The 22,375-nt window shown below is 55.6% G+C and carries 19 protein-coding genes and 1 pseudogene; 2 read left to right on the top strand and 18 right to left on the bottom strand.

Annotation, left to right across the window (positions count from 1 at the left end; genetic code table 11):
• Positions 1 to 81: 81 nt before the first annotated feature.
• From CPH65_RS16045 to CPH65_RS16025, 5 genes are all read right to left on the bottom strand, one after another.
• Positions 82 to 1,089, bottom strand: coding sequence for an ABC transporter ATP-binding protein (locus CPH65_RS16045; RefSeq protein ID WP_371359345.1), 1,008 nt, complete (start codon positions 1,087 to 1,089; stop codon positions 82 to 84).
• Positions 1,086 to 2,087 carry an ABC transporter ATP-binding protein gene (locus CPH65_RS16040; RefSeq protein WP_096174806.1) on the bottom strand — a complete coding sequence of 334 codons (1,002 nt, stop codon included), beginning with the start codon at positions 2,085 to 2,087 and terminating at the stop codon, positions 1,086 to 1,088. Before CPH65_RS16040 ends, CPH65_RS16045 begins: the two co-directional genes overlap by 4 nt.
• 27 nt (positions 2,088 to 2,114) lie before the next feature.
• Positions 2,115 to 3,068 (bottom strand): ABC transporter permease, encoded by a 954-nt coding sequence (locus tag CPH65_RS16035; RefSeq protein WP_096174805.1) that lies wholly within the window; start codon positions 3,066 to 3,068, stop codon positions 2,115 to 2,117.
• Positions 3,068 to 4,024, bottom strand: coding sequence for an ABC transporter permease (locus CPH65_RS16030; RefSeq protein WP_096174804.1), 957 nt, complete (start codon positions 4,022 to 4,024; stop codon positions 3,068 to 3,070). The genes CPH65_RS16035 and CPH65_RS16030 overlap by 1 nt, the downstream gene beginning before the upstream one ends.
• 76 nt (positions 4,025 to 4,100) lie before the next feature.
• Positions 4,101 to 5,714 (bottom strand): ABC transporter substrate-binding protein, encoded by a 1,614-nt coding sequence (locus tag CPH65_RS16025; protein ID WP_244574428.1) that lies wholly within the window; start codon positions 5,712 to 5,714, stop codon positions 4,101 to 4,103.
• Positions 5,715 to 5,964: 250 nt separating this feature from the next.
• Between CPH65_RS16025 and CPH65_RS16020 the strand changes: the two genes are divergently transcribed.
• Entirely contained in the window at positions 5,965 to 7,860 is a 1,896-nt protein-coding gene (locus CPH65_RS16020; RefSeq protein ID WP_172891535.1) for a sigma 54-interacting transcriptional regulator, read from the top strand.
• A 5-nt stretch (positions 7,861 to 7,865) separates the two neighbouring features.
• On the opposite strand, the gene CPH65_RS16015 is transcribed toward CPH65_RS16020, so the two are convergent.
• The 9 genes from CPH65_RS16015 to CPH65_RS15975 form a co-directional block, all read right to left on the bottom strand.
• The gene (locus CPH65_RS16015; RefSeq protein WP_096174801.1) at positions 7,866 to 8,789 is read right to left on the bottom strand and encodes a BREX system ATP-binding domain-containing protein; all 924 of its coding nucleotides are present in this window, start codon (positions 8,787 to 8,789) and stop codon (positions 7,866 to 7,868) included.
• Entirely contained in the window at positions 8,786 to 9,511 is a 726-nt protein-coding gene (locus CPH65_RS16010) for an HAD family phosphatase (protein WP_096174800.1), read from the bottom strand. Before CPH65_RS16010 ends, CPH65_RS16015 begins: the two co-directional genes overlap by 4 nt.
• Before the next feature lie 57 nt (positions 9,512 to 9,568).
• The gene (locus CPH65_RS16005; protein WP_096174799.1) at positions 9,569 to 11,182 is read right to left on the bottom strand and encodes an FGGY-family carbohydrate kinase; all 1,614 of its coding nucleotides are present in this window, start codon (positions 11,180 to 11,182) and stop codon (positions 9,569 to 9,571) included.
• Positions 11,183 to 11,303: 121 nt separating this feature from the next.
• Entirely contained in the window at positions 11,304 to 12,035 is a 732-nt protein-coding gene (locus CPH65_RS16000; RefSeq protein WP_096174798.1) for an SDR family oxidoreductase, read from the bottom strand.
• 40 nt (positions 12,036 to 12,075) lie between these two features.
• The gene (locus CPH65_RS15995; RefSeq protein ID WP_096174797.1) at positions 12,076 to 12,801 is read right to left on the bottom strand and encodes an SDR family oxidoreductase; all 726 of its coding nucleotides are present in this window, start codon (positions 12,799 to 12,801) and stop codon (positions 12,076 to 12,078) included.
• Positions 12,802 to 13,138: 337 nt separating this feature from the next.
• The gene (locus CPH65_RS15990; protein WP_096174796.1) at positions 13,139 to 14,119 is read right to left on the bottom strand and encodes an ABC transporter permease; all 981 of its coding nucleotides are present in this window, start codon (positions 14,117 to 14,119) and stop codon (positions 13,139 to 13,141) included.
• Entirely contained in the window at positions 14,109 to 15,611 is a 1,503-nt protein-coding gene (locus CPH65_RS15985; protein WP_096174795.1) for a sugar ABC transporter ATP-binding protein, read from the bottom strand. Before CPH65_RS15985 ends, CPH65_RS15990 begins: the two co-directional genes overlap by 11 nt.
• A gap of 70 nt (positions 15,612 to 15,681) precedes the next feature.
• A complete protein-coding gene (locus CPH65_RS15980) occupies positions 15,682 to 16,599 on the bottom strand; it encodes an ABC transporter substrate-binding protein (protein WP_096174794.1) in 918 nt (305 codons plus the stop codon).
• Between the two features lie 100 nt (positions 16,600 to 16,699).
• Positions 16,700 to 17,584, bottom strand: a complete 885-nt coding sequence (locus CPH65_RS15975) for an AraC family transcriptional regulator (RefSeq protein WP_096174793.1) — start codon at positions 17,582 to 17,584, stop codon at positions 16,700 to 16,702.
• 400 nt (positions 17,585 to 17,984) lie between these two features.
• Here CPH65_RS15975 and CPH65_RS23970 point away from each other — a divergent pair, with 400 nt between their 5' ends.
• The gene (locus CPH65_RS23970) at positions 17,985 to 18,245 is read left to right on the top strand and encodes a hypothetical protein (protein WP_157747741.1); all 261 of its coding nucleotides are present in this window, start codon (positions 17,985 to 17,987) and stop codon (positions 18,243 to 18,245) included.
• 112 nt (positions 18,246 to 18,357) lie between these two features.
• Here CPH65_RS23970 and CPH65_RS15970 read toward each other — a convergent pair.
• The 4 genes and pseudogenes from CPH65_RS15970 to CPH65_RS15955 all read right to left on the bottom strand — a co-directional run bounded on the left by CPH65_RS15970 (position 18,358) and on the right by CPH65_RS15955 (position 22,374).
• Positions 18,358 to 19,579, bottom strand: a pseudogene (locus CPH65_RS15970) (FGGY-family carbohydrate kinase).
• A complete protein-coding gene (locus CPH65_RS15965; RefSeq protein WP_096176455.1) occupies positions 19,545 to 20,588 on the bottom strand; it encodes an NAD(P)-dependent alcohol dehydrogenase in 1,044 nt (347 codons plus the stop codon). The pseudogene CPH65_RS15970 and the gene CPH65_RS15965 overlap by 35 nt, the downstream one beginning before the upstream one ends.
• A 392-nt stretch (positions 20,589 to 20,980) precedes the next feature.
• The gene (gene nifM / locus CPH65_RS15960) at positions 20,981 to 21,868 is read right to left on the bottom strand and encodes a nitrogen fixation protein NifM (protein ID WP_096174792.1); all 888 of its coding nucleotides are present in this window, start codon (positions 21,866 to 21,868) and stop codon (positions 20,981 to 20,983) included.
• Entirely contained in the window at positions 21,865 to 22,374 is a 510-nt protein-coding gene (locus CPH65_RS15955; RefSeq protein ID WP_096174791.1) for a nitrogen fixation protein NifZ, read from the bottom strand. Before CPH65_RS15955 ends, nifM begins: the two co-directional genes overlap by 4 nt.
• Position 22,375: the final 1 nt, after the last annotated feature.

The raw sequence follows: 22,375 nt of genomic DNA, 5'->3' as shown, positions 1-22,375 counted from the left end.
TTTTCTGCCCTGCCAACAGGTGTCCTGTCGGCAGGGCTGCCCGTGCTCCTTGGGAGCCTTAAATGCTTGCGGTGTCTTGCCTCAGACGCTTTCGTGTTCGATTTCCGCCAGCCTTATGCAGGCAACCTGATGGCCTTCACCATGATCCTCAAGTTCGGGCATGGTCAGGGCGCATTGCTCGGTCGCATAGGCACAGCGCGGATGAAACCGACAGCCAGAAGGCGGATCAATGGCGTTCGAGACATCCCCCTTGAGGATGATCCTTTTGCGATCCCTCTCGATGTCGGGATCCGCTTCGGGAACGGCTGACAGAAGCGCCTTGGTATAGGGATGCATGGGGCGCTTAAAGAGGTCGGCCTTGTCCGCAATCTCCATGATCTTGCCCAGATACATGACTGCGATCCGGTCCGAGATATGCCGAACAACCGCCAGATCATGGGCAATGAACAGATAGGTGAGATTGTATTTCTCCTGAATGTCCATCAGCAGGTTGATGATCTGGGCCTGGATCGACACATCAAGCGCGGAAATCGGCTCATCACAGACAACGAACTCGGGATTGCAGGCCAGCGCTCTGGCGATACAGATCCTCTGGCGTTGGCCACCAGAGAATTCATGCGGATAGCGGTTCGCGACGTTGGGGTTCAGGCCGACATCCCGGATCAGCTGGGATATCCGCGACTGGATTTCGCTATCGGGGCAAATCTTGTGAACCTTCATGGGTTCAGCGAGTGCTTCACCGATGGTCATGCGCGGATTGAGGGTCGAATATGGATCCTGAAAGACGATCTGCGCCTTTTTGCGCATCGTCCTGAGCTCCTTTGCGGACAGGCTCGCCAGATCCGTTCCTTCAAACTCGACGCTGCCCGATGTGGAGCGGTAGAGCTGGAGAATTGTGAAGCCGGTGGTCGACTTGCCGCAGCCAGACTCGCCCACAAGGCCGAGGGTCTCACCTCGATAGATGTCAAAGCTGACATCGTCGATGGCGTGAACCACGGCTTTTTCGCTGCCGAAGGCTCCGATCTTGATGGGGAAATATTTGACAAGGTTCCGAACTGAAACCAGAGGCTTCTTGACGCCGATGTTCATTTTGCTTCCCCCTTTGTGGTCACGTCCACCCAGCAGGCAATGCGATGCGCAGGGTTGCCCCCCTCTCCCTTCACGGGTTCAAGCGTTGGGATCTCCTTGGTGCAGCGGTCGATCCGGTAGGCGCAGCGCGGGGCGAATGGACAGCTTTTCGGCTGGACAAACAGGTTCGGCGGCGCACCGGCAATCGATGGCAGGCGACTGCCCGTCTCGGTCTTGATGCTCGGGATCGATTTGAGCAGACCGATGGTGTAGGGATGGCGCGGCGAGCTGTAGATCTCATCAATGGGCGCTTCTTCAATAACGCTGCCGCCATACATCACCATGATCCGGTCGACCATGCCCGCCAGAAGGCTGAGGTCATGGGTGATCCAGATGATCGACATATTGAGCTTTTCGCGCAGCTCCTTGACCAGTTCGACGATCTGGGCCTGAATGGTCACATCAAGCGCGGTGGTTGGTTCGTCGGCGATGACCAGTTCCGGCTCGCCCAGAAGGGCCATGGCAATCATCACACGCTGACGCATGCCGCCCGATAGCTGATGCGGATATTCGTTCAGCCGGTGAGTGCTGTTTGAGATTCCCACCAGATCAAGATATTTGGCCGCCTGTTTCATGGCGTCGGCCTTTTTCATCTTTTGGTGGTAGATAATCCCTTCGCACAGTTGGTCCCCTATCTTCATGAAAGGGTTGAGCGAGGTCATCGGATCCTGAAAGATCATGCCGACCTTGGACCCGCGCACCGCGTTGATTTCGCTCTTGCCGGCCTTGGCGAGATCCTGCCCGTCAAGGACAACATCTCCCTTTGTGATTTCTGCCGCTGGCGGCAGCAGTTTGATGAGGCTCATCATGGAGACGGACTTGCCGCATCCGGATTCGCCGACCACACCCAGCATCTCTCCCTTGTCGAGGGTGAAGGACACGCCATTCACCGCATAGAGATAGCCATTGCGCACCTTGAAGCGCGTGTGCAGGTCTTTCACTTCCAATAGTTTGGTCAAAGCGCCCTCCCTTTTCGTTGCTGGTCTCTATTTCCACTGGCGTGGATTGAGCGCGTCATTGAGGCCATCACCAAGGAAACTGAACGCAATGGTGACAAGTGCGAGGACCGCAGCCGGGGCCGCGAGGATATGCGGGTAGAGCTGCCAAACCCTCAGCCCGTCACTGATCATGTTGCCCCAGCTTGGAATGGGCGGACGGACGCCAACACCGAGGAAGGAAAAGGACGATTCAAAGACCATGGCTTCCCCAAGAGCGGCACTGATATAGACAATGATCGGGCCGAGGGAGTTGGGTATGACATATTTCCAGACGATCTTGGGCGTCGGGACACCGATCGCTTCAGCGGCAACCACGTAGTTCTTGTTGCGCACCGACAGGATCTGACCGCGAATGATGCGGGCGGCCTTGGGCCACTTGATCAGTGCGAGCGAGCCAAAGACGAGCACAAAGTCCACCCAAATGGTGTTTCGGTAGAACGAATTTCCGGTCAGGAGGAATTGCTCGTCCATCCAGTTCACGAGGCGCGGTTTCATGGAAACGTTGATCACGATCACCAGCAGCAATGAGGGAATAGACATGGTGATGTCGATCAGCCAAACGACGAAGGCGTCGATCTTGCCGCCGAAATAGCCACCCAGAGACCCCATGAAGAGGCCGATGATCAAGCTGAGGAAGGTGGTGGAGAATGCGACCACCACAGCGGTCCGAGCACCATAGATAACGCGACTGCAAATATCGCGCCCTAGATCATCTGTCCCCATCCAATGGGCCAGCGATGGCCCCTGATTGCGGGCAAGCAGATCCTGAGACAGGAAGTCATACGGAGTGATCGACGGGCCAAAGATGGCGATGAAAAAAAGGAACAGCACCAACAGCATGCCGACCACGGCGAGTTTATTGGCGATCAGTCGATCGAAGGCGTCCTTGACCAGACTGAACTGCTTTTCGTCCTGTTGCAGATCGAGCGTGTTGTCGGTCATTATTCGTCTCCTGTCTTTTTGGCTGCTGCGCGGGGGTCAAGCAATGGGTAGGAAATGTCCACCAGAAGGTTTGACGCCATCACGACCGTCGAGAAGATCAGCACGATTGCGAGAATGACTGGATAGTCCGAAGACTTGATCGCGGTTTCGGTCAGGCGCCCCAGACCGGGCAGCCCGAAGACCTTTTCAATCAGGATCGAGTTGTTGAGTGTTGCGATGACCAACAGGCCAATCTGGCTGACCACCGGCGTGAGCACCGGTCGCATGATATGCTTGACGACCACCTGATAATTGGGGATCCCCTTGGCGCGGGCAGTCCGAACAAAATCTTCACTGAGCACTTCGAGCACACCGGCGCGGGCCTGACGAATGATCAGGGCCATGGGATTCAAACCAAGAACCAGAAGGGGGACGATCACTTTGAAACTTAACAGGCCGCTCCAGCCATAGGGCACGTCCTGGTCGAGCACGAGCACGAGAAAAACGATAATCAGGGGTCCAGCAACAAAGACCGGAATGCCCCAGACGATCAGCGCAAAGCCGACGATGAGGTTATCGAGAAACTTGTTCTGGTTGAGCGCTGCGATGACACCTAGAATGATGCCTATGATCGACAGAAGGAAAATGGCGGACAGGCCGAGTTTGAGCGTTACCGGCAGAGCGGCCATGATCATCGAATTGACGGATCGGCCAGAGACAAGAGAATTGCCGAAATTCCCATGCATGATGTTCATCAGATAGTCTGTAAACTGCACCAGAAATGGCCGGTTGAGCCCCGCTGCATCCCTGATGGCCTCCACCCTTACCGGATCGTATGCGACATCGCCCGGCGCCTGCAGGAAGATCAGCTTGATCGGATCGCCAGCCCCGAAGAAGACCAGCGCATAGATCAGCAACAAAAGAATAAAGACGGAGGGAACCCACTTGAGCAGTCGGAATAAGATGTAGCGTCCCATACCAAGTCATCCTCGCTGGTTTGACGAAAAAAGGACGGGAAGTGAGAGGTTCACGACCCGTCCAGGATCGTTGTCCTTACGGACGCTTGCTTTCGTCGATGGTTACATTCCACGGCTCGATAACCTGCCAGTCATCGTTCTTGTCGAAATTCTGAACCCATGGCATGGCCCATTTCGACATCACGTCGTAGTAGTAGGGAATGTAGACCCAGTCATCGCGGAACAGCCTCTGGGCTTGTTGCGCCAGCTCGATCCGTTTGGGATCCTTGACGCCTTTGACGGATGCGTCTTCCAGAAGAGCATCGATTTCTTCGTTCTTGTAGCCACCCAGCTTGTTGCGGGCGTTACCGGATTTCGAATAGATCGACCCCATCAGGTAGGAAACGGCATCGGGAACACGGGTGCCAACATCGTCACGGAAGATCTGAACGCTCTTCTGATCCGGGCCGGAATAGGTCTCGATGGCTGGTTTCATTTCGATGCCCTGAATGCCGAGGATCTTGCGCCATTGTTCTGCAATATATTGTGCAGCGGCTTCATGGGTCGGGGTGGAAATACCGACAAACATGATTTTCGGCAGGCGGCTGGCATCCTTATATTTTGATGCAGCAAGGGCAGCCTTGGCAGCTTCGGGATCAAATGGATATTTCTTGAAGTCCGGATCCACGCCAGGCACCTTGTTCAGGATCTGGGTTGCTGCAGTGAACGGGCCATCCGGGAAGGCGGCCAGAGCGAGCTCTTCAGGATTGACGGACATGATCAGCGCCTTGCGAACATTGATGTCATCCATCGGTGGCTTGTTGGAGTTGATCCAGAACTGCTGTCCTTTGGCAAGCGCCGGACCACCAAGGAAGTCGGCACCAAGATCCTGAATGATCGTTGGAGTGATGAGCTCTGTGTGCGCATCCATCGTTCCGCGTTTCAGCATCAGGGTGGCGGTGCTGGCATCGGAAACAGTGGTCAAGACGATCTTTTCAAGTTTTGGAGCCGGCCCGAAGAAGTTCGGGTTCGGGATGAGCGTCACGACGCCCTGATCGAGGTCGATGCTTTCGGGCATGAAAGGACCGGATACGACGACGCCATTTTCCGGCATCCACCAATCCTGCTTTTCCATGCCGTTTTCATCTTCGGCCTGAGAGATTTTCACCGGAGCGATCAGCGCGGTGGCAATCTTCTGGTCAAAGATCGGATCGGGGCTGGCCAAAGTGACGCTCACGGTTGCATCGTCCTTGATTGCCAGACCTTCCATGTCTTTCGCTTTGCCAACGGCAACATCGTTGAAGCCTTTCACACCGCCAAGGAACAGGTTGACGCGGGCATGTTTGGTTGCTGGTCGTGCGGAGAGATTCCAGGTGCCGACGACATCTTGAGCTGTGATTTTCGAGCCATCGGAGAAGACAGCTTTCGGGTTCACATGAAGGGTCCAGTTGGTATAGCTGTCGTCAGAGTCAACGCTCGAAAGGACATAGGGCGTCAATTTGCCGTCCTTGTCGAAATACATCGGAGCGGCCCAGCTGAGTGACTGCCAACGCGCGCCGTGCCCTCCTCCCTGAAGGGGTGACCAGTTTTGTTGCAGCACAGGATGGGCGATGTTCAGAACCTGGCCTTCTGACGCGGCCTGCCCTTGGATCGGGGATATCCCGAGCACTGCAAGCCCGAGCAAAAGGACTTTTAAAAGATCCCTTTTCATTGAAAGTGTCTCCTCTCTCATTATCTAGTCATTTAGACGGATGGCGGTTCTTCTCGCGCCTTACCCCATTGTTAGCAATGGCCGTGCCAACACAATCAAGCCATTGATGTAATTATATACTATTGGAAATTACACATTTCCCGGGCTACGACTTGCTGCAATGTGCTGCGGAAGACGATGCATCGCGCATCATCAATTCGTTGCAATCGAAATTGTCCCAGCGCATACTTCCGAGCTGGGAGGACAGGTCATGGTTATCGCGTTTATTGCTCCGTACGAGCAAATACGCGTCAAGGCCCAAAGCATCATTGATACATCCGATTATCCTGCCAAAGCCTTTGAAGGAGACCTCCAGCAGGGGGTGAAGGCGGCGCGACAGGCTATGGAAAATGGTGCGAAGATCATCATCAGTCGCGGTGGAACAGCGCGGATGATACGGAGGGAACTTGATGTCGAAGTGATCGAAGTGGAGGCTTCGGTTCAACGAACACTCGCCTACATTCATAAGGAGACGGACGAGAACACCCGCATCGCGGTTGCCGGCTTTGCGCCCCTGATCAATCTGGTCGAGCCGATCTGCACGATCCTGACGCGCACGTATCGCTGTTTCGAGTTGCGAGAGAAAACAGAGTTTCAGGAGCGCCTCGACAGTCTGGTCAAATGGAAGCCGGATGTCGTGATCGGGGATGCTGTGGCCTGCCAATGGGTCAAATCAAAAGGCCTCAATGCCTATTTGATCGAGTCCAGCATGGAAACCATCGTCGATGCGTTCGAGCGGGCGATGCTGGTCTACAAGAACCTCAACCGCTACATCCTAGCGGAACGCAAGCTTTCAACCGTTCTGGACTGTACCCGCGATGGTGCTGTGCTGGTGAACAAGCTGGGCCGTATCGAGGAGGTCAACCGACAGGGATGCGAGATCCTGGCCCATCCCAAGCGGAAAATTCTGGGCGCGGCGATTACGGATTTCTTTGTTTCACCCGAGCTGGAGCGCGCCTTTCAAAAGAGCATGGACACCCGCAACATGATCGTCTCCTATCGAGGAGACCCGCTGGCGCTCGATCACATCACGATCGCGTCGGGCGATTTCTCGGATCAAGCCAGCGTGGTGCTGTTCCAGCCGGTGCAGAAGATTCAGGACACCGGCAATGTGATCCGCAAAAAACTGACCCAGAGCGGCTTCTACGCCAAATACTCCTTCTCGAGTATCCATTACCGCTGTCAGAAGATGAAGCGGCTCGTTGAGATGGCGCAACATTATAGCCAGACGACCTGCAATATCATGATTGTCGGGGAGACAGGCACTGGCAAGGAGCTGTTCGCGCAATCCATCCACAATGCAGGACAGTTGGCCGATGGCCCCTTCGTGGCGGTGAACTGCGCCGCTCTGCCCGGCGATCTTCTGGAAAGCGAGCTGTTCGGCTATGCACCGGGAGCCTTCACCGGTGCCTCCAAATCGGGAAAGATCGGCCTATTTGAACTGGCCCATGAAGGAACGCTGTTTCTGGACGAATTGACCGAGATGAATGTCTTCTTGCAGGCAAAGTTGCTCAGAGCCCTGCAGACGGGCGAAATCATGCGCATTGGCGATAACAAGGTCGTACCGATCAATGTGCGCATCATTGCCACGACAAACAAAGTCCCGCAGGAGGAAATCAAGCTTCACAAATTACGAGCGGACCTGTTTTATCGGCTCAACGTGCTTGATCTCAGCATCCCTGCCTTACGCGAGCGGGACGGAGATGCGGAGCTGCTTTTCAAGCGTTTCCTTGAGAAGTCCTGTCAGAAAAGAAAGGCTCCTACACCCCATGTTCCAACGCGCGTTCTCAAGCAATTGAAACACTATTCCTGGCCGGGCAATGTGCGCGAATTGGAGAATTTTGCCGAAAAATATGCAACCCTGCAGAGCCTGTCGGACTTTGAAATGCCCGCTCTTTCAGCGGCAGCACTGATCAACGGACCGGATCGCGATGCGGATCTTGATGACAAGTCCCTTGATGAGATCATCGCATCGAAGGTGCATAAGGTGTATCAGCTGGAGGACGGCAACATCACCAGGACCGCACAACGTCTGGCGATTGATCGGAACACCGTCAAACGCTGGCTGATGAAAAGTGACAAGGACAGGCAGCAGAACCAGCATTGAGACAATCAGCCAACGCGGGCGAAATCCTCAATGGTGAGGCTCGGAACGGTAATCACCATCGGGGCCAATTGCGCCTGCAAGTCGTTATCAGGGCCCCGACAGACGTTCAGGTTCCAAGGTTTGTTTTGGTTGCTAACCCCTTCAACAACGACAGCCATTGACTGGGGCCGCATCGGCAGCACGGCCCCGAACTCGTCAGCCCCGTCTTGAATGGCCTTGGCAATGCTCTCGACCAACATGCCAAATCCATCAGGCGATGTGGTGGCGTTCGGCGTTCGGTTGCTATCTTCTCCGAACAGGATAAGCCCGTTATAGCCGCTCGTCCGGATCAGGGTGGAAAGCAGGCAAAGAAGCTCGGACAGACTGAGATCCGCCAAGGGCATGTGCACGTCATTCAGGTCATCAGAAGAGCCGGTCACCAGAGCATTCAGAACCGCTTTCATGCGGCTATGGTCCCCGGCCTGATAGGCGATGCAGTAGCTCGAAAGACAGGACGCCAGTTCTGCTCCACCTTGCAACCCGACAATGTCTCTACATGCCCTCTCGATGGCACAGATCAGAGTGCCATTCTCAAGGCGCGCTTCTGCGATGCAACGGTCTGCAAAGCGGCGAAACACCGCCTCAAACGCATTGCAGTTCGGCTGTTGTTGCGTGCTGAGTGATGCAAGGAGACACTCGACACGCCCGGCGCGGGACGACGAAGACACCGTCTCATCCCAGCCCTCTTCAACCGGCAGCGACAGGGTTACGAGATTCTTGGTCAAGGACCGTTGTCGCGCGATGCGCACAAGAAGGCTCATGCCGAACGCGGCTTCCCCACACAGAAACCGCATAGTCGATGCCCCGTTGGCGACCCGCTCGATAAAGAACAGAAGCTCTTCGATCGCGACCGAGTGATTCATTTCGGTGGTCGCGGTCCAGCGGCTCATGACATAGCCTCACGAGCTTTCGCCGAGCCGTCCTCGGCCACGCCCATGATGTGGTCGAACAGGTCCATGGCGTTCTCGCATACAGCCTCAGCCCCCTTGGAGAGGAGCAATTCGCGGTGCTGGTCCCGGATGCCATCAAGATGGGAGCCACCGGTGAAGCCGAAGGCCCGCATGCCCGCGGCCACGGCACCTTCAATGCCATGAGGGGAATCTTCCACGACAACACAGGTTGAGGGTTCGAGCCCCAGCTTGCGGGCTGCATAAAGAAACAGATCGGGAGCCGGCTTGCCGCGCTCCACTTCCTCGCCGCTGTAAGTGCGTCCTTCAAAGCGTCCCATGAGCCCCGAAGCGTTCAGGGAGCGGACAATTCGATCAGGAGATCCGCCTGAGGCAATGGCCGTGACCAGCCCTGCTTCAAACAAACGATCATGCAGGGCGACCATGGTATCCACCAACGGCAAGCCATCTCGTTCATATAGGGCAAAGAGGCGCTGGTGGTATTTCTCTGAGAGATCCGGCGGACAGGGTTTGCCAAGTCGTTTGGTGACATCCTTGCTGACATCCGTCAGAGACCAACCCAGATAGTGGTCGCGCGTCATTTCATAACTTGCGCCAGGAACACCGACCTCCTGCATCTCCGATGCCAGTGATTGCAGCGAGAGTGGCTCGCTGTCAACAAGGCATCCATCAAGGTCAAAGAGAACGGCGTTTGGTTTGGTCATAATGTCTCCACTCCGGGCTGAACCCAGCCGTCGGATCAATAGCGTGTCGTTGAGGTTTCAGTGTCTGATGGCCGCTTCGCGAGCAAGTGCCTGAAACCGCTTGAAAAGGTCATAGCGGGTCTCGTGGAAGGCTCGGATCTCACCGCTATCCGGCTCATAACGCTGGGCGATTTCGCTCATTGCCGTCATGGCATCCTCAACCTGATCGAAGTCACCGGCGGCAACCGCTCCAAGTATGGCAGAGCCCAGAAGGACCGGTTCATCGGTCTTGGGAGCGGCAATGGCAACGCCCGTCGTATCTGCCAGAAGCTGTCGGACGAGATCGCTGCGCCCTGCACCGCCACTGATGACGATGGTCTTAATCATCGCACCGGCTTCGGCCTGCGTATCAATGATCTGACGAAGGCCATACCCAAGGCTGCTGACACCGGCGATGTAGAGGGCGACAAGATGATCGACATCGCTGTCCATGCCGAGGCCCGCAATCACGGCCCGGGTGTAGGGGTCGCCATAAGGGGCTCTGTTGCCGATAAATTCGGGAACGACATGAAGCCCTTCAGCCAATCGAGCGGCATTTTTAACCGATCCGGCGAGTTCAACGGCGCGGACAGCCAGCCAGTCAGGCAGGGATTTGCCAGCCGCCTTTGCGTTCGCGGTTGCCTCGGCCGTGGCTGGGTGGAATTTAAGCAGTTGGGCGATAGCCGCACCGGCGGCGGACTGGCCACCCTCGTTGAGCCATGCACCGGGAACCATCGCAGAATAGTAGGGCCCCCAGACGCCGGGCACGAAAACAGGCTCGCTGGTCGTGGTCATGGTGCAGGAGCTGGTGCCAAAGACGTAGCCCAGATTGTCCTGTGGTTTGCCGCTGTCTTTTGCTCCGACGGTGCCGATGCCGCCTGCATGGGCGTCGATGAGGCCTGCTGCGACCTGAGTGCCTGCAACAAGGCCGAGATCAGCGGCGGCGGCTTCGGTCAAGCCCGAGCCAAGCGGCGTGCCCGCATTGACGATGTCGGTGCCGATGCGCTCGAACTTCTCATCAGCCAGTGCATCCAGCCCGATCTGACGGAAGTAGCTTTCATCCCAGCTGTCTTCATGGCCCATGTAGGTCCATTTGCAGGTGACGGTGCAGATCGAGCGGGCTTCGCTGCCGGTCGAGCGCCATGTCAGATAGTCGGACAGATCAAAGAAGCGCCAGGCACCTGCAAAGGTTTGCGGGCGGTTTTCCTTGAGCCAGAGCAGCTTGGGGGTTTCCATTTCAGGGGAAATGATACCGCCCACATAGTCCAGCACACGGTGCTTGGTCGCGTTGATCCGGTCCGCTTGGTCAGTCGCGCGATGGTCCATCCAGACGATGATATTGCGCGCCGGATCCTCACTTGAGCCGATCGCCATCGGAGTGCCGCCCTCACCAAGCACGACAAGCGAACAGGTGGCATCAAAGCCGATGCCCACCACATCAGACGGGTCCACACCGGTTGCTTGCAGCGTTGCCTTGCTGGCCGTGCAGACCGCGTTCCAGACTTCGTCTGATGATTGCTCAACAATGGAGCCCGCTTCCTGAAATAGCGTTATGTCCTGCTTCTCGGCGCCCAGCATATTGCCTTGAACGTCAAAAATGCCGACACGCGCGCTGCCAGTGCCGACATCAATCCCCATATAATAGCGTGCCATTTTTCTCTTCCCATGCTTCTGCGTCGTCAACCCGAGATGGCGGTGTCAGACCAGTTGATCCGACCGAAGCGACAATGCCTGAAACGGAGCGGCCCTTGGTGAGCCGCTCCGCGTCAATTCATCAAACCCGATCAAAATTGGTCGGCAGGACCAGCATGTCACGGATAGTGACCTGGCGTTTTCGGGTCAATATGTACATAACCGCATCGGCCACTTCCGATGCCTCTATGAGGCTACCGGATTCTTTTGCCTTGCGCAGGTTTTCTTCAGGCCAATCGGCCAGAAGGGCAGAGATGACCGGCCCCGGAGAAACCTGTGCGACGCGAATGCCGTGCGGGATCATCTGACGACGCATGCCCTGAACAAAGCTGGTAATGGCCCACTTGGAAGCGGAATAGACAGGCTCCCAATAGGTCGGGAAGTGACCTGCGATCGAACAGGTAACAACGATATCACCGGTTTTGCGTTCTGTCATATGCGGTACAACATCGCGGACGTTTTTCAGCACGGCATTGACGTTGAGGTTCAACATGCGATCGATGGTCTGAGTATCGGTCTCGGTGAGGTCACCACCGATGTAAGTGCCAGCGTTGCAATAAAGAATGTCGATGTGATCCACCTTCTTGAGGATCTCAGGGACCATTGCTGCACAGCTGTCAGGATCGATCAGGTTGGTGACCTGCGCGATAGCCTTGTCGCCCAGACGAGCGACGCATTCTGTGACGGCTTTTTCGTCATAATCGACCATGACAACGGTCGCGCCAGCCTCAATCAGGGCTTCGGTGGTTGCCAGGCCGATGCCGGATGCAGCTCCGGTGATAACGGCAACTTTGCCTTCTAGAGATTCTGCCATTTTCTTGCTCCTTTGATATCAATTTCTTTCAGTGCGTGGGTCAGACGGCAAGGAAGCCGCCGTCCACTGCGAGGACCGAACCGTTCACCATGCACGCGTCATCGCTGAGCAACATGGCAACGGCCTTGGCTACGTCTTCAGGCTCAGCAAAGCGGCCAGATGGGTGGCGCACCATCATGGGCTCGCTTTTCACCGGGTCACTCCAGGCCACAGCAGCCAGTTCGGTCATGGTGATCGTGGGTGCGAGGCACACGGCACGAATGCCATGCGGGCCCAATTCCTTGGCCAGAACACGGGTTGCCCCTTCAAGACCAGCTTTGGAGGCGGCATAGGCAACATGCTCATCGAAACCGCGATGACCTGCGATGCTGGTAATATTGAGGATCACGCCTCCACCACCGGCGGCAACACGGGCTTTTGCGAATTCCTGTGCGCAGATGATGGCGGCCCGCAGGTTGATGTGAAGCACGGCATCGAGGCCGCGATCACTCAGATCGAGCACCGTTTCAAGAACATTGGTCCCGGCACAGTTGACGAGATAGTCAGCGGTGCCTGCCTCTTTCATGGCGCGGCGCACCTCAGCGGCGTCGGAGAAGTCTGCAGTGATGCATTTGGCACCTGTTTCCTCGGTCAGACCCTCAAGTGACTCGAGCGAGCGGCTAAAGCCGACGATCTTGGCGCCACGTGACGCGAGCGTCCGAGCCGTCGCGCGACCGATGCCTTTGCCTGCACCGGTGATCAGAACTGTTTTTCCATTGAAATCCATTGAATTCCTCACTTTATCTCTGGCCGCATGCGGCGCAGTTGTAGTGGTTCTGTGGGGCCCGGCGGCTCTGTTTGCTCGCCCTGTCCGGCCCGTGGGAAGCCGGAATTGAGCATAAGAGCCCCCCGTCCCTCGGCGATGGAGTTCGTCGAAGGCAAAGCTTTGTTCTTGGGGTCGTCTTTCAACTTACTGAGAGTTCAGAGCGAGGCGACCGCCTCATGCAGGGGATTGGCCCCCCTGCCCTATTGAGTGCGCACTAAAAGCTAAGGGTCAGGGAAAAGCGCCACTGGGAAAGCACAAGATCATGTGAAGCTGCATCAGATAGACCCTTTCGTATCGGCTATCGCCACTCGCGACCAATGTAGATGGCCAGAAGGATGATGAAGCCCTTGATCACGTCCTGCAGATAGGGGTTGATGCCCATCAGGTTGAGACCATTGTTCAGGATACCCAAGAGGACCGCACCGATCAGCGTTCCCAGAATGAGACCACGCCCGCCGGAGATGGCCGTACCGCCCAGAACAACCGCCGCGATGGCGTCAAGCTCGAAGCCGACACCGGCGTTCGGCTGCCCACTCATAAGGCGGCCGGTCAGAACGATGGCTGCCAGCGAAGAGGTCAAACCGGAGATCGTGTAGATGCTCAGCTTGATCCACTGGGTTTTGACACCAGACAGACGCGCTGCGGTTTCGTTGCCCCCAATCGAGTAGACATGACGACCGAACGGCGTGCGCTGCAACAGAACCCATGCAAAGCCATAGATGATGAACATGATGATGACCGGCACAGGAACATTGGCAATCCGTCCGATGCCGAACCAGGAAATCCAGGATGGCAGCCCGGAGATGGGATAGCCACCCGAGTAGATCAGGCCAAGGCCGCGTGCGACACCCATTGTGGCAAGTGTCACGATGATCGCGGGCATCCGGCCCCAGGCGACGAGAGCACCGTTGAAGAGGCCAAAGCAGACCCCGACGAGCGTACCGCCAGCAAGACCGACAATGCCCGGCATGCCCATGTTGACGACAAGTCCGGCGCAAATGGTGCCCGCAAGCGCCATGACCGCCCCGACAGAGAGGTCAATGCCGCCGGTCAGGATGACGAAGGTCATGCCAACCGCGAGGATACCGTTGATTGATACCTGCCTGAGCACATTGAAAATGTTCGAGACCGAGAAGAAGTTTTCGCTTGCGAAACTCATCAGGATCGAAACGACAATCAGGCCGGCGAGAGGCAGCACGAGAGGCGAATGCAGAAAGTCGGCAAACTCAAAACGGCTCTTTTTATTGGTTGTTTCATTGATCGTTGTGTCATGCGACATTTTTCTGTCTCCCCGTCGTTGCGAGAGTCATAATGTGTTCTGAATTGATGTCCTCACCTTCAACCGTGTCGACAATGCCGCCATCGCGGAAGACACAAACACGGTCTGACATGCCCAAAACCTCAGGCAATTCGGAGGAGATCATGATGATTGAACACCCTTGTTCCGTGAGATCGCGCATCAGCTGATAGATTTCAGCCTTGGCGCCAACATCAATGCCGCGGGTGGGTTCGTCGAAAATGAGAACTTTCATGGTGTGATTGAGCCAGCGGGCAACAACAACCTTCTGCTGGTTGCCACCGGACAAGGTGTCCAGACGATCATAGGGACTGTTAGACTTGACCTTGACTTGCGCAATCGCTTCCTTGGTGCAAAGAAGTTCCTTTTTCAGATCGATAAAGAACTGGTATGTGCGATATTTGCCGTAGTTGTTGATCGAGATATTCTGGAGGATCGAGAAACTGGTGATCAGCCCCTGTTCCTTGCGACTCTCAGGCAAGAGGCCAATGCCATTGGCGAGTGCGTCAGCCGGTTCCTTGAAGCGGATGTCATTGCCGTTGAGCTTGATCTTGCAGACCTGCGAGGGATGCGCCCCCAAAAGAGCGAGCGCGGTTTCCGTGCGTCCCGATCCAACAAGACCGGCAAAGCCGAGCACCTCACCCTTGCGCAAATCAAACGACGAGACCGGGCCGTTCTTTTCGAGCTGGATTTCCGAGATTTCCAGAACAGGTTGAGCTGCGGCATTGATGTCCGGTTTGGGCGGGAAATTCTGATCGATGCGACGCCCCACCATCATTTCGACGAGACGGTCATTGTCGACATCGGACACGTTGCAGGTGTTGATGTACTCGCCGTCGCGCAACACGGTGATGCGATCGCAAATCTCAAAAATCTCTTCAAGGTGATGAGAGATGAAAACGATGGCAACGCCATTGCGCCGCAGTTCCCTGATCACCTTGTACAAATGCTCCACCTCGGAAGGCGTCAGCGTTGCTGTCGGTTCGTCAAGGACGAGGATACGCGCATCAAGAGAGAGCGCCTTGGCGATCTCGACAAACTGCTGTTCGGCGACGGAAAGATGTGTGACAGGCACGTTCAGCGGGACATCCACATCCAGCCGCTTCATGATTTCTTCGGCACGCTTGCGCATTGCGCGAAGATTGAGAAGTCCGAGTGAATTGGTGATTTCTCTTGCGAGAAACATGTTTTCGACAGCCGTGAGATAGGGAATAAGGCTGAATTCTTGAAACACGATGCCGACACCGGCCTCGATTGCTTCGTCATAATCGGCGAAATCACACACTTCATTGTTGATCTTGATTGTGCCTTCGCTTGCCTTGATGATGCCGCAGAGCACTTTCATCAGCGTCGATTTACCGGCGCCATTTTCGCCGAGAAGCGCATGCACTTCCCCGGCTCGCACTTCTAGATCAACTCCATGCAAGACTTCGATGTTGCCGAAGCGTTTCTTGATCCCGTTCATTTCCAGCATGGGACAATCCGCATAGTTTGAGAAATGGCCACCCCCGCGAACTTAGCGGGAGTGACCTTGGGAGAAGAGCTTACCAGCTGAAGCCTTCGGCGTTTTTCGCATCGATGACACGTACATCGATCGGAACTTCAGAAGGAACAACACGAGCACCCCAGTACTGAGCCAGTGCCATGCCGAGGCCAACGCGGATCTGGTCGCGTGGGAACTGAGCCGTGGTTTCGATGAACGGTGTGCCTTTAGCAATTGCATCAACTGCTTCAGGAGCACCATCAACCGAGGTCAGTTTGATGTCTTTGCCTGACCCCTGGATCGCAGCGAGTGCGCCCATTGCGCCACCGTCGTTGACGGAGAAGATGGCTTCGAGTTTCGGATGAGACTGGATCATGTTTTCGACAACGCCCAGAGCAACAGAGCGGTCCTGACGACCATTCTGGGTGTCAACGAGTTTGATATCTGGGAATTCCTCGAGAGCAGCCTTACAGCCTTCAACGCGCTGCAGGATGGGGATCACGGGGATACCGTCAAGGATTGCGACTTCACCGTCACCGCCGATGGCTTCCCCCATGTATTTGCAAGACATGTAGCCTGCATCACGGTTTTTGGAACCAACGAAGGTATCAACCGGACCGTTCGCGTTGGCATCCACTGCCACAACAATCACGCCAGCTTCTTTGGCCATGGTGACCGCGGACTCGATACCAGCACTATCGGTCGGGTTCAGGAGCAGAATGTCGATGTCCTGCTGCAGCATGTCTTCCACGTCAGAGATCTGTTTGGCAACGTCATGGCCAGCATCGGTGATGACCAGATCAGCGCCGAGCATTTTCGCTGCGTCTTTAAGAGCTTCATGCATGGAAACGAAGTATGGGTTGTTCATTTCCTGGAAAGTCATGCCGATTTTCAGCTTGCCATCGGCAGCCATAGATACGCTGGCCGAGAGCGCTACGCCAAGAGCGGCAATGGAGATGGATTTGAGAATAGACTTCATTTTAGGATCCTCCCTAAAGGTGGTTTTGGACAATACTACCCGTTTGCGCAGACCTCCATATCTGCAACACGAGCAATTCTAATAACTTGATTTCAGGACACTAACCGGTCATGCAAGCCACGTTGTTTGCTGCGAATGTGGATCGAAATTCAGATGGCGACATGCCCTTCAACTTGAGGAAGTGGCGATTGAAGTTGGACAGATTTGCAAAGCCAACTTCAAAACAAATATCAGCAACGCGGGTATCGGGGTCGGTCAGCAGCATGTGGCAGGCCAAGTCAATCCGCAGTTGGTTCTTGTAGCGCACAAGGGTCATACCCGTGTGGCGCTTGAATGAGCGCGAAAAGGAGCTCGCGCTTTGTCCCGTCAGCTCGGCCAACTCGGCCTCTGTGATCGGACTGGTGAGGTTCTCCCTCAAGTAGTGGATGGCGCGATTGACGCCAGTGTCTTCTGCGCTGCCCATTTCGATCTGGAAATTCAGGCTCGCAAGAATTTGCGGCTCCGGCGCATGAACAAGGCGATCAACAACCTCGCAAAACAATGCAATGCGCTTGATGCCGCGGGCATCCATCAACTCGCTCATAATCGGCTCGAGCGCCTTGCCGGTCTCATTGTCAAACAGCAGACCGCGGCGGGATCGGCTTAAAAGGGTACGGAAAGCGTCCATCTCCGGAACGACTTCCAGCGTGGCTTCAATGAAGCTTTCAGGAAACTGAATGACCTGACTGCGACGTCGCTCAAACTTATCTTTCGGGATGTTGCTGATCCAGTTCTGAGGCAGATAGGGACCAGTCATGACCAGCTGGCCAGGTGCGAAATGCCCGATGTGATCGCCGATGTAAAATTTGCCGGTCGTGGAAACGACGAGGTGAATTTCATACTCCGGATGGTAATGCCACCGCACGGTGCGGAAAGGATAGCCATGCTGCCATGCAGCGAACGACTCATCTTTACGAATATGCACCAATTCAAGATCAGGCTGCACTTCACTCCTCCTATCAGCACGAAGCTCGATCCCTCCCAAGATCTCGGTTGAGCCTACCGCTGTGTTGTATTGGAGTATATTAGGAAAACTTTTTAGCGCTCCACATCACTACGGAGAAATATATAATACGTTTTTAACCTCGACTTGTGAAATTTCGCACAATCTAGTCTATAAAAGACCCTGCAACGATTTCTAACTTCACGTGTTTTCATGCAACCAATTTATGCAGCAGCGCAGAGATTGGGCACATCTGCGCCTTTAGTCTTACGAGATCGCACGATTAGGTTTAATGCGACACGGCACAACTCGATCAAAATCCAAGGGCAAAGTTGATCTATAGGGAGTTTCATTTGATACTTTTTTGACCGTTTCGACAAATTGACACGGAAAATCAATCAAAATGAACGACCGGCAAAAAAGCGTATTTCTAGTTGCATGCCGCTGCGATGCTGATCGCGTTTGCGGTCATTTATCCGGTCCTCAACAAGTATTGGGCCGGGAACAATTGGCTCAAACAAATTTCGAACGAAAGCGCTTTTTTCTGGAAAAATCTGTGCAAAAAAAAGAAGGGCAGTCCCTGCCCTTCTTTTCCGTAACCGGAGCATGTGTTCGCAATGTTGCCGGGCGTCGCGACACCCGCTATAGGATCAACCAAGATTGAAGGATACTGATCCCAATCCTGCTGCGACTCCGCTCGGCAATTCTCGCTCTCGCCGGGCTGATGAACGCCTATTTGGCTGGCTCCTCTATTTGAGAGCCCGACGGCGGTTCGCTCACCGTTCTTTTTGCAAATTCAGATAACTGTCTCTGTAAGCTTGATATTTCGGCATGTATTTTTCGGCCAAATCAGCGTCGGGCTTGAATTCCAGATCGACTTTCGGTGAAGCAAAGATCGCTGCCGAAGTGTCACCAGTTGCACAGGCAGTCCCCAATCTTGCCGCTCCGAATGCCGCTCCGCAGTCGCCGCCTTCCGGTTTCAACAGTGTCAAGCTGGTGACAGCAGCCATGATTTGCTGCCACAGATCCGAACGCGAACCACCACCCACGGCATACGCCGCTTCGATTTCTGTTCCGGCAGCCTTGAGCACACGAACACAATCGGCAAATGCCATTGCCACCCCTTCCATGGTCGCCTGAACGAAGTCTGGCACGCGCGTCACGCGCTGCAATCCAACAAACGCTCCGGTTGCATTCGGCTTGTTATGAGGTGTTCTTTCACCTGAGAGATAGGGCAGAAATGACAGGTTCGTCGGATCGATGATTTTTTCCGGCAGCAAACCGGCCAGTTTGGCAGGCTCCTGACCCGTTATTTCGCTGAGCCAAGTGAAGCTGTCAGTAGCAGAAAGTATCACTCCCATCTGGTGCCCAGTTTCCGGCACTGCGTGGCAGAAGGCATGAACAGCGTCCTCGGTGTTGGGCGCGAAGCGATCTGCTGCGGCGAACAGAAGGCCCGATGGACCAAGGGAGAGGAACCCTGTTCCGGGCGTTATGACCCCCATGCCACACGCGGTTGCAGCATTGTCTCCGCCCCTGGCTTCGCCCAACTCGGCACGCAACATGCCGGAGCCCTCAGACCCTTCAACAAGGCCCGGCATGTGACTGCTGTTAAGCCCGGTTGCTTCGAGCAATTCAGGTGACCAACGCCGTTCAGCCACATCGAGCCAGAGCGTCCCAGCCGCATCCGACATTTCGGCAACATGCTCACCAGTCAGCCACAATCGGACATAATTCTTGGACAGCGCATCCTTGTTGGTGCGTGCAAGCTCGGCAATTGCGCTTTCGCAGGCCTTGATCCAGCTGGTCGGGGTCTTGCTCCGACCAGCCCGGATGCGGCCGCTCGACGGTGAGAGATGCGGTGGTGATCGCCACCGCATTGAAACTCTCGTCGACCAGCATCGCCTTGACACCAGATGTGCCAATATCCAGTCCCGGATACGCTTGTCGCTCCTGACCCTGTCGCCTAGTCAGACGACACTTCGATCTGAATTTTGACATCCGTATCGCGGGCTTCAACGGCACGGTCAAAGGCAGCAATGCTGTCGGCAAATGGCAGGGTGGCCGAGATGAGCGGATTGAGGTCGACTTTGCCAGCCCCGATCAGCGCAATGGCACGGTCATAGATGTTGGCATAACGGAAAACCGTTTCGAGGCGCAGTTCCTTGGCCTGAAGACCAACAATATCCATCGGAACCGGTTCAACGGGCATGCCGACCAGTACAATGGCGCCGCCCGGACGGGCGCATGCGGGCACATCAAGAATGGCAGGAGCAGCACCGGAGCATTCAAACACCACATCCGCACCCCAATTGTCGGTTGCTTCCGCAATGGCCTGTGCAGCTGGCTGTTTGGTGATGTTGATGGTCTCGATGCCTTCATACTTGGCGATGATGTCGAGTTTTGGCTGAGCGAGGTCTGCGACATAGACTTTTGCGCAGCCACCGGCCAGAGCAGCCAGTGCGGTCATCATGCCGATGGGGCCGGCACCAATCACCAGACCGATATCGCCGGGCTGAATCTTGGCGCGTAATGCTGCCTGCATGCCAATGGCGAACGGCTCGACCATGGCGCCTTGGGCATAGGAGACCGTTTCCGGCAGCTTGTAGGTGAAAGCGCCCGGATGAACGACTTCGGGGGTCAGGCAGCCGTGGATCGGCGGCGTTGCCCAGAAGGTGACGGCCGGATCAACATTGTAGATGCCGAGTTTCGATGCGCGAGAGGTCGGATCAGGAACACCCGGCTCCATACAAACGCGATCCCCGACGCTGAGATGTTTGACATTGGCGCCAACTTCGGTGACCACACCGGCAGCCTCATGCCCCAGAACCATCGGCGCATTGACAACAAACTGGCCGATCTTGCCGTGGGTGTAATAGTGAACGTCAGATCCGCAGACACCGACGGTGCGAATGTCAATCCGCACGTCATCCGGGCCAAGATCGAGCGGCAAAGGGAAATCCCGCAAAGAGAGTTTTCCTTTTTCTTCCAAGACGAGTGCCTGTACCATCATTTTCCTCCTAACATCGCGAATTCTCGCGTCGTGATTTGACTTTTGAGAGACCATCCGCCTCGTCGAGGCGTACTCCCATCTCAAGCAAGGAGGATATGGACGAATGCCAGCCCGTGTAAATCAGCCCAGTGACTTACTAGTAGGCATTTTACCAAACCGGTGAAGAGAGTATCACTCCCGACACGGCAATCGTGTGAGCCAGAGGGTCTGCGGACGCTGTACGGATTGAAACGACGCCCTGTTTGCGCCGTGCACGCATCAGTCGCGCAACAATCGAAAAGCCTAATTGGTGATTATTAAATCAATATTGCCCAGCGCATGTCATATGCTCTATGCGCCCAGACAAAGCGATAAACTAAAGTATCAGCCGCGACTCTTAGTTTTCCTGTCTAGTCGGTGCCAAAACCAGCCTTGGCGTGGCTTGACCGACCCTGCTGAGCAAGTCGCATGAGGCCAGACATCCATCGTTTCTGGATCAGGGCTTTGCGCTTCTTGTTCATGGCATCGATGATTTTCGGGGCCGCTTCTTCAAAACTCGCGGACTGGGCCGGATAAACCGCCTCGCACAGAAGGATATGATAACCGATTGATGTTTCGATCACCTCACTGATCGTCCCTTCCGCCAGACCGAACAGGATGTCATCGAGTTCCGGGAACAATTGCCCGCGCCCTATCCGCCCCAAAGCGCCTTCTTCGAGTGCACTGGGACATTCAGAATGGCGCAGGGCCAGTTGCCCGAACTGCGCAACCGATCCATCAAGATCCGCGTAGATGCCGCTGATGCGGCGGGCCGCCTCGGCGCGTATGTTTTCAGGATAGTCGTCGTTGATGGTAATGAGAATCTGACGCGCGGCACGTGTCTCATCAAGGCTGAATTTCTCGGGATAGCGATCATACCAGTCACGGGCTTCCTCGATCGTCGCTGGAGCTGCTTCGGCTGCGACTTTCTCCAACACGGCATCGACCTGTAATTCACGACGCAAGGCATCGCGCAGGATCTCCTCGGTTAGGGCGTTGCGCCGAAGATCCTCGCTGAACTCGTCCTTGTCACCGTAACGAGCGCGCACATTCTCCACGGCCCGATCCAGCATCGGGTCGGGAATATGGATGTCTCGGGCTTCCGGGCTTTTCAGGACCATCGCCTCGATGGTCAAAGAGCGTCTGGCATTTTCCTCGGCAATCGCCTTTTCGGTTCCGGCCAGTTCGTCATAGCGACACTCGAAATGAGAGAGGGCGGCGCGCATAAGATGATGCGCCAACAGTCCGGCATCATTCATGCTTCCAGTACCCCCTCGCCGCCGGTGCCTTGTGCATCGCTATCGTCAGGCGACAGGGCGCTCTCGGGCACCATCAATGTGCGGCCCGGAAAGCGCACGTGATAGGCGACACTGCCAAGCGCTTCAACGACATCATCGTCCCGAATAACCTTGATGATTTCGCCCTGATCCCCGACACGCGCAACGACTTCACCCTGAATGCCCAGAGGAATGCGCGCGACAACCTTTTCGCTGAATTCAAAACGGCTTGGCGTCCAAGGTGCATCCACGGGGATCAGTTCCTTGTCGCGACACCCGACGATCCGATCCTCATCGGTAAAGTGGATCGTGTAGATCACCTGATCCTGCAAAAAGGTTCCGATGTCGCGCACAACGCCCGTCGAGCCGCGCCGGATCAGGAGCGTTCCGGTTTTGGCTCCGGGATAGGTGCCATCATTGCGCACATTGCGCGTCACACGGACCACGTCACCATATTCAAATCGTTCTGGGGGCTGGCTTTCGATCATC

Origin of the sequence: Cohaesibacter sp. ES.047 (genome assembly GCF_900215505.1) — a bacterium.
Lineage (GTDB): Bacteria > Pseudomonadota > Alphaproteobacteria > Rhizobiales > Cohaesibacteraceae > Cohaesibacter.
Note: the sequence above shows the minus strand (reverse complement) of the source record. Positions and strands in the feature narration are given on the sequence as shown.